Below are 14,949 nucleotides of genomic sequence, written 5' to 3'. Positions count from 1 at the left end.
TAAAGAAACAATTTAAATCACCACGCTTTTTATTATCACTTTACATAATACTTGCATGGGTTTGGATGTTTACTAAAACAAGGTTTCAAGATCAATTTCTTTCAATTATAGCCTCATATGTTTTTACATGTGGTCAAGCTTTAACACTTGCATAGAAATTTTTGCCGTTTGAAAACAAATTACAATTAAAAAATCCCATTGAACTATAATTCATATCATGTCTGATAAAATTGAATTGAACGACAAACTCGTTTCTGAGTTGCGCGAAATTGCCAGAAATTTAGGTATTGCTGAGGCCGACGAACTACGTAAAGCTCAGCTTGTTGCCCGTATTATTGAACAACAACAGCTTATTGAAGCCGCCAGGGCCCAACAAGATCTAATTGAATCAAACTATACCCCTACACCCGCGCCAGGCGAAGCGCCTGCTGAAACAATTGAAAAGCCCCGAAAAAGAACCCGTGTTATAAAAACCAAAGATTCATCAAAACCGCGTATAGAGGTTCCTTTAGATGATACCAATCTTTTTGATGCGCAGGATGATGAGCCGTCACAGGATGATCCGGAAACTGAAATTCCTACTGTAAGCACAGAAACGGAAGCGCCGCAAGCCGGTGAAACAGTTACCCGTACAGAAGAAGTTGTTCCGGAAGCCCGCCCGCAAAAATTTGAGCGCAGGGTTAACAGCAACAACCAAAACCAGCAAAAAGCGCAGGAACCGCCAATCAATCTCGATTTTGATAATGTTATTGTAAATGAGGGTGTTTTGGAAATTATGCCTGATGGTTATGGCTTCCTTCGTTCATCTGATTATAACTACCTTACTTCTCCTGATGATATTTACGTATCACAATCACAGATAAAACTATTCGGCCTTAAAACAGGTGACACTGTTAGGGGCAGCATCCGTCCACCGAAAGAAGGTGAAAAATACTTCCCGCTGGTACGTGTTGAGGCCATTAACGGCCGGATCCCGGCCGAAGTGCGTGACCGAGTTCCTTTTGATCACTTAACACCTTTGTTCCCTTCCGAAAAACTGAGCCTCTTCACCGATCCGAACAACTATTCAACCCGCATCATGGACCTGTTTTCGCCTATTGGTAAAGGTCAGCGTGGTTTGATCGTGGCACAACCAAAAACAGGTAAAACAATGTTATTAAAGGATGTGGCAAATGCTATCGCCAAAAACCACCCCGAAGTATACCTTATTATATTGCTGATAGACGAACGTCCGGAAGAGGTTACAGACATGGCCCGTAGCGTACGTGCCGAAGTTGTATCATCAACCTTTGATGAGCCAGCCGAGCGTCACGTAAAAATTGCTAACATTGTGCTTGAAAAATCAAAACGTATGGTAGAGTGTGGTCATGACGTAGTGATCCTTCTTGACTCTATCACCCGTTTGGCACGCGCTTATAATACTGTCGCCCCCGCATCAGGTAAGATATTATCAGGCGGTGTTGATGCTAACGCTTTGCACAAACCTAAACGATTTTTTGGTGCCGCCCGCAACATTGAGGATGGCGGTTCATTAACTATCATTGCTACAGCGCTTACCGAAACCGGCTCAAAAATGGACGAGGTTATTTTTGAAGAATTTAAAGGTACCGGTAACATGGAGTTACAACTGGATCGTAAATTATCGAATAAGCGTATTTTCCCGGCTATCGACATTACAGCTTCAAGTACCCGCCGCGACGACTTACTGCTTGACCGTGACACGCTTCAGCGCATCTGGATTCTCCGCAACCACCTTGCTGATATGAATTCGCAGGAATCAATGGAGTTTTTACAAGCTCAAATTAGGGGCACAAAAACTAACGAAGAATTTCTGATTTCGATGAATTCGTAATATTTTAGCGATAATGAAGTTATAAGTAAGTAGAATATTATTTGTAACTTCATTATTACTTAATAAATTCCTGATAATTTCGATGGCGAAATGAAGAGACGCGTCAAAAAACACCTTCCAAATGCTATTACCTGCGCCAACCTTTTTAGCGGTTGTATAGGTATAGTTTTCGCTTTCCAGGGTAACCTCATAGTGGCTGCTTATGCCATTTTTCTTTCCTCAATATTTGATTTTTTTGATGGCCTTGCATCAAGGGTTTTAAACTCTTATTCATTTATAGGCAAAGACCTCGATTCGCTGGCCGATATGGTAAGCTTTGGCGTATTGCCATCGGTGATCATGTACGAACTATTTTTACAGGCTCCGCAATTAGACGGCATAAGTCACCTGTTAAACTTCGTTGCATTCCTTTTACCGGTATTTTCGGCATTGAGGCTTGCAAAATTCAATAACGACACGCGGCAATCAGATAGCTTTATCGGCTTGCCAACACCAGCAAACGCCATCCTTATAGCATCGCTGCCTTTAATAGTACAACAGTACGATGCTTTGGCGCATTACATTTTAAATCCTTACTTTCTAACGGTTCTGGTTTTAATAATGTGTACGCTACTTGTATCCGAAATACCGCTCATGTCGCTTAAATTCAAGAACCGCGACTTTAACAAAAACATTTTCCGTTATTTACTGCTCTTGTTTTCGGCAATACTCATACTATTTTTTAAATTTGTGGCCGTTCCGGTGGTTATATTTATTTATATCACCTTATCTCTAATTCAAACAAAACTCACAAATGACAAAGTTCCAGGCTGAAATCGACGTAATGCCAAAAAAAGAAATACTTGACCCACAAGGAAAAGCAGTAACCGGTAGCATGAAAAACCTTGGCTTAGCCGAAATTCATAACGTGCGCATTGGCAAACACATTACGCTTGAAATAGAAGCCGAAAATGCCGAAGCTGCCAGCGCCAAAGTTGACCAGGCCTGCAAAAACCTACTGGCCAACCTGATTATGGAAAGCTATACTTTTAAAATATCTGAAGTTTAGGTGAAAAGCGAAAGGTAAAAGGCCAAAGGTTTCTTATCTCTATAAAACAACTAAAAACTTTATAAAATACAAAAGGCAAAAGGGAAACCTCTTGCCTTTGTTTTTTATATCTAAGCGGCGAACCTTTCACCTTTCACCTTTCACCTTTCACCTTTCACCTTTCACCTACAAATTAGCTTCCTTCTCGGCTTTAATTTCCTTTAAAGTGATGAGGTTTGCAGATACCATACTGTTTACCTGGTTAAATTTTTCAACTATTTCGGTTGGGTTTTGACCGCCGGCTTTACAGGCCAGCTCAACTTCCTGTATGGTAGCCTGGCTTATGGGCATACCAAAAAAACCGAGGTTAGGCTTTAATTTATGAGCTGCCTGGGCTGCTAAAGCCCAATCCTGGTTATTTAATGCATTGCTGATCGTATTAAGTAGATCGGGCGATTGCTCAAGGAACATCCCAATCGAGTCAACAATAAAATCGTCACTACCGTCGGCGATCTCGTATAAAAAAGAAAGATCAAGATCCTGTTCTGGTGAAATATCTGCCATTATAAAAGCTTTGTGTTTATTCAAAAATATGCTTTTTTACGATTAAGTTATCCTTTAGTTCTTGCTTTAGCTGCAAAATATTTTTTTTGAACACAGGATGAACAAGGTTAGGTGCTATCTCGGCCAGGGGGATCAGCGTAAAACTGCGTTTATATAATTCGGGATGTGGCACTACCAGGTTAAAATCATGGATCACTTCATCGCCATAAAACAAAATATCAATATCAATAATGCGCGATCCCCATTTAACCTCCCGTTTACGGCCCATTTGTAATTCGATACCCAATATTTTTTCCAACACATCCTGCGCCGAAAGCTCAGTTTGGAGCATCAGCACCTGGTTTAAATAGTCGGGCTCATCGGTTTTACCCCACGACTGGGTTTCATAAACCGATGATATCAATTTAACCGGAGCAATTTGGGCCGAAACAGATTCAATTACCTGCTGCAGAAACAATTCGCGGGTGCCAAGGTTGCTCCCAAGCAATAAAAAAACATCAATCATGTTGTAACAAATATAATGGAAACCGCTCTTAGCATTATACGGCTCCTTATTACTAAGTTTGCATAGTTAAAAAGATTTATAACATTAATGAAACAATTCTTCAAATTCGTTCTGGCCACTATTGTAGGGGTAATTATTTCGGGTATAATAATAGGTGTTGTAGGAGCGGTTCTTGTTATCGGCCTTATTGCATCCGCTGGCAGTGATAAAACTGTAGACGTTAGCCCAAACTCTATTTTATACATGTCGCTTAAAAATCAGATCACCGAGCGAACACCAAACAATCCCCTTGCCGGTCTGGATTTTTTGGGTTTGAATGAAGATAAATCAATCGGCTTAAATGATATCCTGGCTGATATTAAAAAAGCCAAAACCGACGATAATATTAAAGGCATATACCTTGATGAGAGTTATATGACCGCCGGCCAGGCCACTACCGAAGAGATCCGCAACGCACTTATCGACTTTAAAAAATCAGGCAAATTTATTGTAGCCTACGCCGAAGTATATACACAGGGCTTTTACTATCTGGCATCAGTAGCCGATAAAGTTTATATTAACCCAAAAGGTATTTTTGAGTTTCACGGCTTTAGCTCTCAAACCACTTTCCTGAAGGGTGCACTGGACAAATTAGGCATTGAAGCACAGATCATTAAAGTTGGTACCTTTAAAAGCGCTGTTGAACCGTTGTTCCTTACCAAGATGAGCGATGCTAATAAACTACAGGTAACCTCATATCTTGGTTCACTGTACAATCATTTTTTAACCGGCATCAGCAAAAGCCGCGGCCTTAACAGGGATTCGTTATTCACTTATGCCGATAATATGCGTATTCAATTTCCTGAAGATGCATATAAATTGAAGCTGGTTGATGGCTTAAAATATAAAGATGAGATCCTTAACGACTTAAAAAGGCGCACTGGTACCGATTTAAAAGACGATTTAAAAAGCGTTGACCTTAGGGATTACGCCAAAAGCAAAAATGATGATTCGGACGATAAGGAGGATGATTCATCATCTAAAAACCGGATTGCTATAGTCTATGCATCAGGTGATATTACCGGTGGCGATGGCGACGACAACAGTATCGGTTCCGAAACTATTTCGAAAGCATTACGCAAAGCTCGTTTAGATGATAAAGTTAAAGCTGTGGTATTGCGTGTAAATTCGCCGGGCGGCAGCTCACTGGCATCAGACGTGATCTGGCGCGAGGTGAAACTCATCCACGAAAAAAAGCCGATCATTGTTTCTATGGGTGATTATGCTGCATCGGGCGGTTATTACATTTCATGTGCAGCCGATTCGATCATTGCCCAGCCTAATACTATTACCGGTTCTATCGGCATTTTCGCCGTATTGCCAAACATGCAAAAACTGTTTAACGATAAACTGGGTGTAACCTTTGATGGTGTAAAAACCGGGAAGTATGCAGATTTGGGCGATATTAGCCGTCCGCTTAGCCCCGACGAACGCCTGATATTACAAAACAGCGTAAACCGTGGTTATGACGAATTTACCAAAGCAGTGGCCGAAGGCCGCGGCAAAACACAGGCTTACATTAACAGCATTGGGCAGGGCCGTGTTTGGACCGGTGAGCAAGCCCTAAAAATTGGCCTGGTTGACCGTTTGGGGAATATCAACGATGCTATCACTTCAGCTGCCAAAAAAGCTAAGATCAAAACCTATAATATTGTAAGTTATCCCGAGCAAAAAAGCTTTTTCAACAAGGTGGGCAGCGGCTTAAGCGCCGAAGTACAAACCCGCATGGTGAAAAACGAGCTTGGCGAAAATTACCGTGTTTATCAGCAAATAAAAGGGATCACCCAAATGATGCGCACTCCGCAAGCCCGCCTTCCTTACGATTTGGTGATCAAATAATATTTCATTAATACATTAATTTTGATTGTGAAAAGCTGCCCGATTTGGGTGGCTTTTTTTATTTTTAGAAAAAACTTAAACCATGAAATATCCATTGGATTTCTATACTTCATAAAGTCAGTTTTATGTTTATGACGAGTACTCTCCCGGCCAAACTGACTCTGCCAGTTTTTGGACAAACGAAGCTTACGAAGATAGATTAGCTATTGAAGATGGCGTGTTAGGCATAGGAACGGAATGTTATGGCCCGATTAAAGCTGAACTTGAAATTTTGGAATCAGCGAATAACATTGTAGATTTTTCCAGTTTCGATCACATTGTTGAAGCTGGCATTGACATAAAATCCGGGGTAATTCAAATACTTAATTGCCCGGATTGGACAGTGCAGATAGAATTACACACTGCACCCGGAACTTACAGGGTTAGAATATATTCTTCAAACCTCGCTTCCGTTTATGGCGATGAAGGTGATGATTTCTATCGAATAGAGATTTGGCCCAGTGAAAATATAGAAAGAACGGTTTTAAAAAGACATTCACGTTAATCCCTATCCTCTCTTCAAATAAGCATTCGGCACATTTTTCGGTACATAATCAATTCCGTAAGCATGCTTTATAAGCAGGCTAACTACCTCCATAATAGCCTGCTCCCTGCGGTGAAATTGAGGCAATGAACCCATCATAGCATAGCTTATCGGGTTTACTGCCGGAATAAACGTTTCCCATTCGTATCCCCTGCCCCATATCAATCCTTTAACGCTGTACAACAAGTCTGCACAATTTTGTAACAGAAAATGAAGCATATCAACAGAACTATTTCCGTTTTGATTAACCGTATGAATAATAGGTGTATGTCCGCCGAAACCATGCTCATCATAAGCAGCTTTAGCGTTTACATCTGCGCCATGTTGTAAAAGTATTTTGGCACAGGCAAGGCTGTTATATTCGGCACAAAAATGCATTAATGTACCGCCGGTTAAAGGAGTATAGGTGTTATTGTATAAAAAATAGGTTTTGCTAACAGCATATGGATCTGTCGTCAAAGCCTGTTTTAACATTGCCTCATCATGGGCTAAAACGGCCAGTAGCGGCTCGTCGTGATACTCAAGTCCGGCGTCAATAAAAGCCCGTACACAATCCTTAAACCTGGGACCGCGGGCATACATTTCAACCATCATGGTAAAAACCGGCATTCCGTCATGAACTTCGTTCGGGCTGCCCCCTTTATTAAAATACGCTTTGATCTCATCAACTGAGTGGGTTTCTGCAGCGTAAAGGATGTCGTTGTAGTTGGGCATGATCTTCTTTTTATTAAAGTTAAACAATCAAAGAACTACTTATCAGATAATCTGGAATCTCGCAGAGATGTAAAACCGATAAGCTTCCTCAAACTTATTGCAGCATCACCGTGCCTTAAAACCTCTCTTTACAAAAACAAACCCACCATCTAAGCTGTCATTACAATGGCTTTTTGTATTTTTACCGCCTCATTGTAATTATGGAAAATAAACCCATAGCCCGTACACTTCGATTACTTTCGCAACTCATGGAACTCCATGAAGTTAATCCATTCAAGATCAAATCGGTAGCTAATGCAGCTTTTAAGGTTGATAAGCTCCCCTTCCCTATCGCCGGTAAAAAACTGGATGAACTGGAAAAGATTGATGGCATTGGCAAAAGTATTGCCGGCAAAGTTGCTGAGTTGCTTGAAACCGGCACCATGACCGAGCTGCAGGATATGTTGGATAAAACCCCTGCCGGTGTGGTTGAAATGATGGGTATCAAAGGCATCGGCCCCAAAAAGGTAGCTGTCATCTGGAAAGAGTTGGGCATTGAAAATACCGGCGAGCTTTTTTATGCCTGCAATGAAAACCGACTGATCGAGGCTAAAGGCTTTGGCCTTAAAACGCAGGAAGAGATCCGTAAAGCTATCGAGTTCAGAATGGCGAGCAATGGTAAGTTTCTTTTTGCCCAGGTTGAGAAGGAAGCCAACGAACTGATGGATGAGGTAAAAGCCATTTTCCCTGATGCGCTAAAACACTTCGCAGGCGAATTCAGGCGTTTGAATGAGATCATCACCGAAATTGTGATCGTAGTAGGTAGCCTTAACCATGATATTGCTTACGATGCGCTGGTGAATTCAACTATACTTTGTAACGTAAGCAAAAATAAAAACCATATCCAGGGCGAATTGCAAAATGGCTTGCTGGTTGATATTGTTTGTGTTGATAAAGCTGATTATTACAAAGAACTATTCATCAATACCGGTACTGACGATCATGTACAGGCCGTTTTCGACAGGATTAATGTACCGGTCGAACAGCCCGAAACTGAGGAAATGATCTACACCAAGGCCGGCTTAAGCTGGATGCAGCCCGAACTGCGTGAAGGTACCCTGTTTATTGAAAAAGCTGAAAAAGACGAGCTGCCAACGCTGATCAACTGGCACGATTTGAAAGGCACGCTCCATAACCACAGCACCTGGAGCGATGGCGTAAACACCATTGAAGAAATGGCCTTATACTGCCGGGATACCCTAAAACTGGAATACCTGGGCATGTGCGATCATAGTAAAAGCGCCTTTTATGCCAAGGGACTGAGCATTGAACGTGTGCTACAGCAACACGAAGAAATTGATGCCCTTAATAAAAAGCTCGATGGCTTCCATATTTTTAAAGGCATAGAATCGGATATTTTGTACGATGGATCGCTTGATTATCCGGAAGAAATTCTGCAAAAGTTTGACTTTATTGTCGCCTCTGTACATTCCATCCTTAAAATGGATGAAGAAAAAGCTACATCAAGGCTTATTACCGCTATCGAGAATCCGTACACTACCATATTAGGCCACCCTACCGGCAGGCTTTTGCTTAGCCGCGGCGGGTACCCTATTAATTATAAAAAGGTGATAGATGCTTGCGCGGCCAATAACGTAGTTATCGAGATCAACGCCAACCCATTGCGGCTCGATCTCGACTGGCGCTGGCACCAATATGCTTTGGATAAAGGCGTTATGCTTTCCATAAACCCCGATGCCCACCGCATTGAAGGTTTTACAGACATGCATTACGGCATCCTGGCAGCCCGCAAAGGAGGTTTATATAAGGAGATGTGCATGAACGCTATGTCTTTAGAAGAAATCACTAAAGCATTTGCTGTTAAAAGAGGTTAGAGATTAGAGGTTGGGGATCAGAGATTAGCTGATACGCCACCAATGAACTATTGAACTAATGAGCTAATGAACAATCTAAAAGATAAAGTACAATCCATACAGGCAGCAGCCAGCAAACCGGCAATACTGGTAATTGGCGACCTGATGGTTGACCATTATATATGGGGAGATGCCACCCGCCTTTCGCCCGAGGCTCCTGTACCTATTGTAAATGTAAAAAACGAAACCACTACATTAGGTGGTGCCGGGAATGTGGTTCAAAACCTGGTATCATTAGGTGCAAAAGTTATTGTTGCCGGAGTAATTGGAAACGACCAGGCTGCGGGTGAACTGATCAAAATCCTGACCGACGAAGGCGTTGAAACGGACTCTATTATTAAAGATAGCAACCGCCCTACCACAGTAAAAACCCGCGTTGTTGTTGGCAGCCACCAACTGGTACGTGTTGACCGTGAAGTTACCGACGAAGTATCGGAGCCTATTGCCAACGAGCTTATAAGTAAGCTAAGCAGTTATATTGACAACGCAGATATGGTACTTTTATCGGATTATAACAAAGGTCTTTTTTCACCGTTTTTAACGCAAGGCATTATCAGGGCGGCCAATGCTAAAGGCAAAAAAGTGATCATCGACCCTAAAGGGCTTAATTACGAAAAATACAAAGGCGCTTTTATCATTAAGCCTAATCGCAAGGAATTGTCTGAAGCTGCTAAAACCGATAAGATCAACTCGATAGAAAGCCTGCAACAGGCCGGCAAGGTAATTTTTGAACAAACCGGGACCCAATATATAGTAGTTACCTTATCCGAAGAAGGTATGGTAATACTGAATGAAGAAGGCTATCAAAGTTTACCGGTAAAGGCAACCGAAGTATTTGATGTAACCGGTGCCGGCGATACTGTACTGGCCACCATGGCATACTTTATGGCAGGAGGTCTGAATATTGAGGATGCCTGCGAATTGGCTAACCATGCCGCTGCTATAGTGATTCGCCGTGTAGGTAGCGCAACAACCACTGTAGATGAGATAATTGAAGATATATTAAAAGGCGAAAGGTGAGATAGAGGTGAAAGGCCAAAGGTTAAAGGCGAAGGGTTTGAAATGTGCTTGCCCTAACCAACCAATGAACTAATGAACAAGTGAACTAATGAACCAAAAGATATTAAACGAACTTAAAGATCACCAGGATACGCTGCAAAGGGTAATTGATACGCTTGGCGGCGATATCGAGATAGCCTGTGATATGATTACCTCAACCATAAAAAAAGGCAATAAAGTATTACTGGCTGGCAACGGCGGTAGTGCTGCTGATGCTCAGCATATTGCAGCAGAGCTTACCGGGCGTTATGTAAAAGATCGTAAACCCTTGCCGGGCATTGCATTAACAGTTGATACTTCGGCGCTTACATCTATTGCCAATGATTACGGCTACGAACATGTATTTTCACGCCAGTTGGAGGCATTTGCCAAACCGGGCGACTTGTTCATCGGCATTTCGACCAGTGGAAACAGTCCGGGGATCCTAGCGGCATTTGAGTCGGCTAAAAAACTGGAGGCTAAAACATTAGGCCTTTCGGGCAGGGATGGCGGTAAAATGAATGGTCTTTGCGAGCTGAACATTATCGTGCCGTCAAACATTACCGCGCGTATCCAGGAAATGCATATCCTTATCGGGCATATCCTGTGTACCGCCGTTGATGACCTTTTTGATTAAACAGTACCGTAGAGACGCATCACACGCGTCTTTCTGATAATATACAAAGACACATGTGATGTGTGTTTACAGGAAAAACAAATGAGGACAGGCTTCGAAAAAACCCTTCTTGATAAAATAACAGATCAACCGTCGCTACAGGCACAGATCAAAAACTGGCAAGCTGAAGGCAAAAAGGTAGTGTTCACCAATGGTGTTTTTGACCTGCTGCACATAGGCCATCTCACCTACCTGGCCAAAGCGGCCGAACTTGGCGACAAGCTGGTGATCGGCCTTAATGCAGATAGTTCGGTTAGGCGCATCAAAGGCCCAACCCGGCCGGTAAATGATCAAAACAGCCGTGCAGCACTGTTGGCGGCTTTATTTTTTGTAGATGCCATCGTTGTTTTTGAGGAAGATACCCCTCTTAATTTGATCAGCTCCCTTCTGCCCGACATACTGGTAAAGGGAGCCGATTATGCGGTTGAAAACATCGTAGGCGCCAAAGAAGTGATTGCAAACGGAGGCGAGGTTAAAACCATTAATTTTGTTGAAGGATATTCATCCACTTCTATAATCGAAAAAATCAGGAACCAGATTTCCTGAACTTGATAACAACATGAAGATACTGGTGATCCGCTTTAGTTCAATGGGTGATATAATTTATACCACGCCTGTTGTACGTTGCCTCAAAAGGCAGGTCGCCAATGCCGAAGTCCATTTTTTAACTAAACCGGCCTTTAAATATATTTATGATAATAACCCTTACGTTGATAAGCTGCTATTATTAAAACCTTCTTTAGCAGATACCATCAACGAAATTGAGGCCGAAAAGTATGATCACATCATCGATCTGCATAACAATCTCCGCACAAGCATTATCAAGCTACGTGCCGGTATTAAAGCATCAACTTATAAAAAACAGCCGCTTTTAAAGTGGCTAAGTTTAAAGTTGAAACGCAACCTGGTAAGTAAAGAGCATTTGGTTGACAGGTATTTAAAAGCTGTTAAGTTTTTAGGTGTGGTTAATGACGATAAGCCTATCGATTATTATATCAAAGCCCAACACGATATAACTAAATTACTACCGGTTAGACATCAGCATAGCTATGTTGCTTTTGTAATAGGTGCAACACATTTTACCAAGCGGATGCCTAATTACAAGATCATTAGCATTTGCAGGCAGCTTAATTTACCTGTTTTGCTATTGGGCGGCAATGATGTAAAAGCAAATGGCGATGAAATAGCTGCGGCAGTTGGTACTTCAGTTTATAATGCCTGCGGAATAACATCACTTGATGAATCGGTTTTCCTGGTATCGCGCGCAAAAAATGTAATTGGTTTTGATACAGGTCTCACACATATTGCAGAAGCGTTTAATGTGCCTATAGCCTCGGTTTGGGGTGGCACCACACCCGATTTGCTGGGGGTTTGGCCTTATAAAGTAAAAGAAACACTGATTGCCGGTATTGAACTATCCTGCCGTCCCTGCTCCAAATTCGGACTTGAAAAATGCCCGCTCGGACACTTTAAATGTATGAACGATATGCCAGAAGCTGATATTGTAGACTTCTCCAATCTTTAATTGCGGGTGTGACCTTGCCTAAGTTATACTTACAAATCCACAATTGTTAATATTTCACCAAAAAACATCAGATACCTTTTAATGTTAGTGTATTTGTATACTTTTGTGTATTAACTTAAATCCCTTACACGATGAAAAAAACATTACTAAGCCTGTGCCTTTTAATGGCATCCTTTGCAGCATTTGCACAATTACCTACTGTTGGTTTTAAAGGAGGTGTAAACTTCGCAACGTTACACGCTACAGTTGACGGGGTTAGCGGCTCCGGTAATTCGGGCAGCTTAACCACATTCAACGTAGGCGCTTTTGTCGATTTTAAATTTGGCAACGTATCATTACAACCAGCCTTAAACTTTACCGGTAAAGGCGGATCATCAAGTGTTTCTTTTGATGGCGAAGCAAACTCTGGCGGCAAAGTAAAACTCTATTACCTGCAAGTTCCGGTAAATGTTGTGTACCACGTGCCTGCGGTAGTCGGTGACTTTTACCTTGGTGCCGGCCCTTACCTTGGTATGGGTGTTTCCGGCAAAGCAAAAGACAACAACGGCAATTCTGAAGACATTAAATTTGGCAGTGGCCAGGACGAAATCAAAAGAACCGACGCGGGTTTAAATGCTATTGTTGGTTTTAAATTCAAAACCGGTTTCCTGATCAATGCTAATTATGATTGGGGCCTTACCAACATCACCAACGTTGATGGTATCAAACTTACAAACCGTGTTTTCGGTATTTCAGTTGGTTACGCGTTTTAATTAACCTGGTGAAAAATTGAAGCCAACTTCGTTTGTCTTTTATTATAAGGAGAAGCAACAGCTTCTCCTTATTTATTTAGTATTATTGGAAACTTATTACAAATGTCTCACGTTATAATCACAAAACCGTAACATTATAAACCGATCGGTCAGCCGTTTAAAATCATGAAAAAGTTATTATTAATACGCCACGCAAAAGCTACCCATGAAAGCGGTTATGTTGATTTTGACCGACCTTTAAAACAATCGGGAATGCAGGATGCGGTTTTAATGGCTACTCTTTTGAAAGGACAATTACAAATTCCTCAAATTATTATAACCAGTCCGGCACTTCGTACCAAAACTACTGCCGAAATTTTTGCCAACCAGTTTAAATTACCGGCTCCCGGGGAAGACAAAAGAATTTACGAAGCCAGCGAAAACTCCTGGGTTAAAGTGATTAATGGCCTGCCCAATGAATATGATTATATAGGCGTAGTTGGGCATAACCCTGGCGTAAGCCAAATACTATATTACCTCACCAGCCAGTTAAAAGAGATGCCTACGTGTGCTGTAGCTATCATTACTTTTGAAAACGATACATGGCAATCTATCAGCGAAGAGGATGGGAAACTGGTACACTTTGATTCACCGAAGGGGTAGCGGAGAAGCCCGAAAGTCAGAGAAGTCAGTAAGTAAACATTATTTAGGGCGTAAAAGTCTCCCATCTTTCGAACTTCCTTTACATTCGGACTTTCCAACTCCTTACAAATCTTAATTTGCACGATACATTTTCCCAGGAAGCGAACTGATATATCCCTGCATCTCCATAGTAAGCAAATTCATAGCGAGTTGGCTCATAGGCATATTAGCCCGCAGGGTTAAATCATCAATAGCAACGGGCGTATTGTTTTGCCGTAATATATCCATGATCAGCCGTTCATCGTCCGATAGATCAAACGGCAGCATAAATTGCTCAACAGGTTTACTTACATCATTCTTTTCCCAACCTAAACTATAAGCCAGATCAGCAGGGCAGGTTAGCAGGCTCGCTTTATTATTGCGAATCAGGAAGTTACATCCTTCAGAAAATTCATCACCTAATCTGCCCGGAAAAGCAAAAACATCCCGGTTATAGGAGTTGGCAATTTCGGCCGTGATGAGCGCACCTCCTTTTATACTGGCTTCAATTACCACGGTTGCATCGGCAATACCGGCAACTATCCGGTTTCGTTGCGGAAAGTTTTCCCTGTCGGGATTAGTGCCTGAAGGGTATTCGGATAATAAGCCGCCGTTTTCGAGCATTTTATCAGCGGTACCCCTATTTTGAGCAGGATAAAGCCTGTCGAGCCCATGGCCAAGTACACCGATGGTTGGCACATTTAGCTTTACACATTCTTTATGTGCCGCTACATCAATGCCATGCGCCAAACCACTTACTATTAATACATTATATTGCTGTAACTCCTCAACTAACTGGCGGCATAATTGCCTGCCATAATCGGTCGCATTACGGGTGCCCACTATACCAATAATGTGTGGCGGGTTAAGATCCATTTTACCCTTTGCATAAAGTAGCACCGGTGAATCGTGGCAGTTTTTCAAGCGTTTAGGATAACGGGTATCGGTGTAAAAAACAACGTCGATGTTATGCTCTTCTATAAACTTCAGCTCCCTTTCGGCTTGCCTTAAAGCATCGTCAAAATCCCATTTTACAGCGCGCTTCTCACCTATTCCCGGGATCCTGGTCATCTTTTCGGGCGATGCGTTAAACACTTCTTCCACGCTGCCAAGATACGCGATCAGTGACTTAGCCGCTACCGGCCCGAGGTTTTTAACAAAAGATAAAGCTACTTTATGGAGTAATGACATTGGGTTTAGACATGCAGATTAGAGCCTTGCAAATTATGAATATTCGGGCGATTTGCAAGCAGGACCTGTTA

The 14,949-nt window shown here is 42.1% G+C and carries 15 protein-coding genes; 11 read left to right on the top strand and 4 right to left on the bottom strand.

Annotated features, from left to right (window positions below; translation table 11 throughout):
- Positions 1-217 precede the first annotated feature (217 nt).
- The 3 genes from rho to purS all read left to right on the top strand — a co-directional run bounded on the left by rho (position 218) and on the right by purS (position 2,900).
- A complete protein-coding gene (gene rho, locus BLS28_RS00715) occupies positions 218-1,852 on the top strand; it encodes a transcription termination factor Rho (protein ID WP_091162306.1) in 1,635 nt (544 codons plus the stop codon).
- Positions 1,853-1,942: 90 nt separating this feature from the next.
- Entirely contained in the window at positions 1,943-2,665 is a 723-nt protein-coding gene (gene pssA / locus BLS28_RS00710) for a CDP-diacylglycerol--serine O-phosphatidyltransferase (protein WP_091162304.1), read from the top strand.
- Entirely contained in the window at positions 2,646-2,900 is a 255-nt protein-coding gene (gene purS, locus BLS28_RS00705) for a phosphoribosylformylglycinamidine synthase subunit PurS (RefSeq protein ID WP_090526546.1), read from the top strand. The genes pssA and purS overlap by 20 nt, the downstream gene beginning before the upstream one ends.
- A gap of 165 nt (positions 2,901-3,065) precedes the next feature.
- Here purS and BLS28_RS00700 read toward each other — a convergent pair whose 3' ends face one another.
- Both BLS28_RS00700 and folK read right to left on the bottom strand, forming a co-directional pair.
- Positions 3,066-3,443 carry an Hpt domain-containing protein gene (locus tag BLS28_RS00700; RefSeq protein WP_091162301.1) on the bottom strand — a complete coding sequence of 126 codons (378 nt, stop codon included), beginning with the start codon at positions 3,441-3,443 and terminating at the stop codon, positions 3,066-3,068.
- A 16-nt stretch (positions 3,444-3,459) separates the two neighbouring features.
- Positions 3,460-3,948 (bottom strand): 2-amino-4-hydroxy-6-hydroxymethyldihydropteridine diphosphokinase, encoded by a 489-nt coding sequence (folK, locus tag BLS28_RS00695; protein WP_091162299.1) that lies wholly within the window; start codon positions 3,946-3,948, stop codon positions 3,460-3,462.
- Positions 3,949-4,035: 87 nt separating this feature from the next.
- Here folK and sppA point away from each other — a divergent pair, with 87 nt between their 5' ends.
- Positions 4,036-5,826, top strand: a complete 1,791-nt coding sequence (sppA, locus tag BLS28_RS00690) for a signal peptide peptidase SppA (RefSeq protein ID WP_091162297.1) — start codon at positions 4,036-4,038, stop codon at positions 5,824-5,826.
- A gap of 547 nt (positions 5,827-6,373) precedes the next feature.
- Here sppA and BLS28_RS00680 read toward each other — a convergent pair.
- On the bottom strand, positions 6,374-7,123 hold the full coding sequence (locus BLS28_RS00680) for an ankyrin repeat domain-containing protein (protein ID WP_091162293.1): 750 nt from the start codon (positions 7,121-7,123) through the stop codon (positions 6,374-6,376).
- A gap of 200 nt (positions 7,124-7,323) precedes the next feature.
- Between BLS28_RS00680 and BLS28_RS00675 the strand changes: the two genes are divergently transcribed.
- From BLS28_RS00675 to BLS28_RS00645, 7 genes are all read left to right on the top strand, one after another.
- The gene (locus BLS28_RS00675) at positions 7,324-8,997 is read left to right on the top strand and encodes a DNA polymerase/3'-5' exonuclease PolX (protein ID WP_091162292.1); all 1,674 of its coding nucleotides are present in this window, start codon (positions 7,324-7,326) and stop codon (positions 8,995-8,997) included.
- 66 nt (positions 8,998-9,063) lie between these two features.
- On the top strand, positions 9,064-10,056 hold the full coding sequence (gene rfaE1, locus BLS28_RS00670) for a D-glycero-beta-D-manno-heptose-7-phosphate kinase (protein ID WP_091162290.1): 993 nt from the start codon (positions 9,064-9,066) through the stop codon (positions 10,054-10,056).
- 88 nt (positions 10,057-10,144) lie between these two features.
- Positions 10,145-10,711, top strand: a complete 567-nt coding sequence (locus BLS28_RS00665) for a D-sedoheptulose 7-phosphate isomerase (protein WP_091162288.1) — start codon at positions 10,145-10,147, stop codon at positions 10,709-10,711.
- A gap of 81 nt (positions 10,712-10,792) precedes the next feature.
- A complete protein-coding gene (gene rfaE2 / locus BLS28_RS00660) occupies positions 10,793-11,296 on the top strand; it encodes a D-glycero-beta-D-manno-heptose 1-phosphate adenylyltransferase (protein WP_091162286.1) in 504 nt (167 codons plus the stop codon).
- A 13-nt stretch (positions 11,297-11,309) separates the two neighbouring features.
- Positions 11,310-12,275 (top strand): glycosyltransferase family 9 protein, encoded by a 966-nt coding sequence (locus BLS28_RS00655; RefSeq protein WP_091162284.1) that lies wholly within the window; start codon positions 11,310-11,312, stop codon positions 12,273-12,275.
- A 131-nt stretch (positions 12,276-12,406) separates the two neighbouring features.
- Positions 12,407-13,027 (top strand): porin family protein, encoded by a 621-nt coding sequence (locus tag BLS28_RS00650; protein WP_091162282.1) that lies wholly within the window; start codon positions 12,407-12,409, stop codon positions 13,025-13,027.
- Positions 13,028-13,192: 165 nt separating this feature from the next.
- Positions 13,193-13,669, top strand: coding sequence for a SixA phosphatase family protein (locus tag BLS28_RS00645; protein WP_091162280.1), 477 nt, complete (start codon positions 13,193-13,195; stop codon positions 13,667-13,669).
- Between the two features lie 111 nt (positions 13,670-13,780).
- On the opposite strand, the gene dprA is transcribed toward BLS28_RS00645, so the two are convergent.
- Positions 13,781-14,878 carry a DNA-processing protein DprA gene (gene dprA, locus BLS28_RS00640; protein WP_091162278.1) on the bottom strand — a complete coding sequence of 366 codons (1,098 nt, stop codon included), beginning with the start codon at positions 14,876-14,878 and terminating at the stop codon, positions 13,781-13,783.
- Between the last annotated feature and the right edge of the window lie 71 nt (positions 14,879-14,949).

Source organism: Mucilaginibacter gossypii, from assembly GCF_900100945.1.
In the GTDB taxonomy this organism is placed as follows: domain Bacteria; phylum Bacteroidota; class Bacteroidia; order Sphingobacteriales; family Sphingobacteriaceae; genus Mucilaginibacter; species Mucilaginibacter gossypii.
Note: the sequence above shows the minus strand (reverse complement) of the source record. Positions and strands in the feature narration are given on the sequence as shown.

What these genes read in the sequence shown, in the direction of transcription:
- pssA (WP_091162304.1), top strand. Translation starts at nt 1,943, where the DNA reads ATGAAGAGACGCGTCAAAAAACACCTTCCAAATGCTATTACCTGCGCC.
- BLS28_RS00700 (WP_091162301.1), bottom strand. Translation starts at nt 3,443, where the DNA reads ATGGCAGATATTTCACCAGAACAGGATCTTGATCTTTCTTTTTTATAC.
- purS (WP_090526546.1), top strand. Translation starts at nt 2,646, where the DNA reads ATGACAAAGTTCCAGGCTGAAATCGACGTAATGCCAAAAAAAGAAATA.
- folK (WP_091162299.1), bottom strand. Translation starts at nt 3,948, where the DNA reads ATGATTGATGTTTTTTTATTGCTTGGGAGCAACCTTGGCACCCGCGAA.
- BLS28_RS00645 (WP_091162280.1), top strand. Translation starts at nt 13,193, where the DNA reads ATGAAAAAGTTATTATTAATACGCCACGCAAAAGCTACCCATGAAAGC.
- BLS28_RS00675 (WP_091162292.1), top strand. Translation starts at nt 7,324, where the DNA reads ATGGAAAATAAACCCATAGCCCGTACACTTCGATTACTTTCGCAACTC.
- BLS28_RS00665 (WP_091162288.1), top strand. Translation starts at nt 10,145, where the DNA reads ATGAACCAAAAGATATTAAACGAACTTAAAGATCACCAGGATACGCTG.
- BLS28_RS00650 (WP_091162282.1), top strand. Translation starts at nt 12,407, where the DNA reads ATGAAAAAAACATTACTAAGCCTGTGCCTTTTAATGGCATCCTTTGCA.
- dprA (WP_091162278.1), bottom strand. Translation starts at nt 14,878, where the DNA reads ATGTCATTACTCCATAAAGTAGCTTTATCTTTTGTTAAAAACCTCGGG.
- rho (WP_091162306.1), top strand. Translation starts at nt 218, where the DNA reads ATGTCTGATAAAATTGAATTGAACGACAAACTCGTTTCTGAGTTGCGC.
- sppA (WP_091162297.1), top strand. Translation starts at nt 4,036, where the DNA reads ATGAAACAATTCTTCAAATTCGTTCTGGCCACTATTGTAGGGGTAATT.
- rfaE1 (WP_091162290.1), top strand. Translation starts at nt 9,064, where the DNA reads ATGAACAATCTAAAAGATAAAGTACAATCCATACAGGCAGCAGCCAGC.
- BLS28_RS00680 (WP_091162293.1), bottom strand. Translation starts at nt 7,123, where the DNA reads ATGCCCAACTACAACGACATCCTTTACGCTGCAGAAACCCACTCAGTT.
- BLS28_RS00655 (WP_091162284.1), top strand. Translation starts at nt 11,310, where the DNA reads ATGAAGATACTGGTGATCCGCTTTAGTTCAATGGGTGATATAATTTAT.
- rfaE2 (WP_091162286.1), top strand. Translation starts at nt 10,793, where the DNA reads ATGAGGACAGGCTTCGAAAAAACCCTTCTTGATAAAATAACAGATCAA.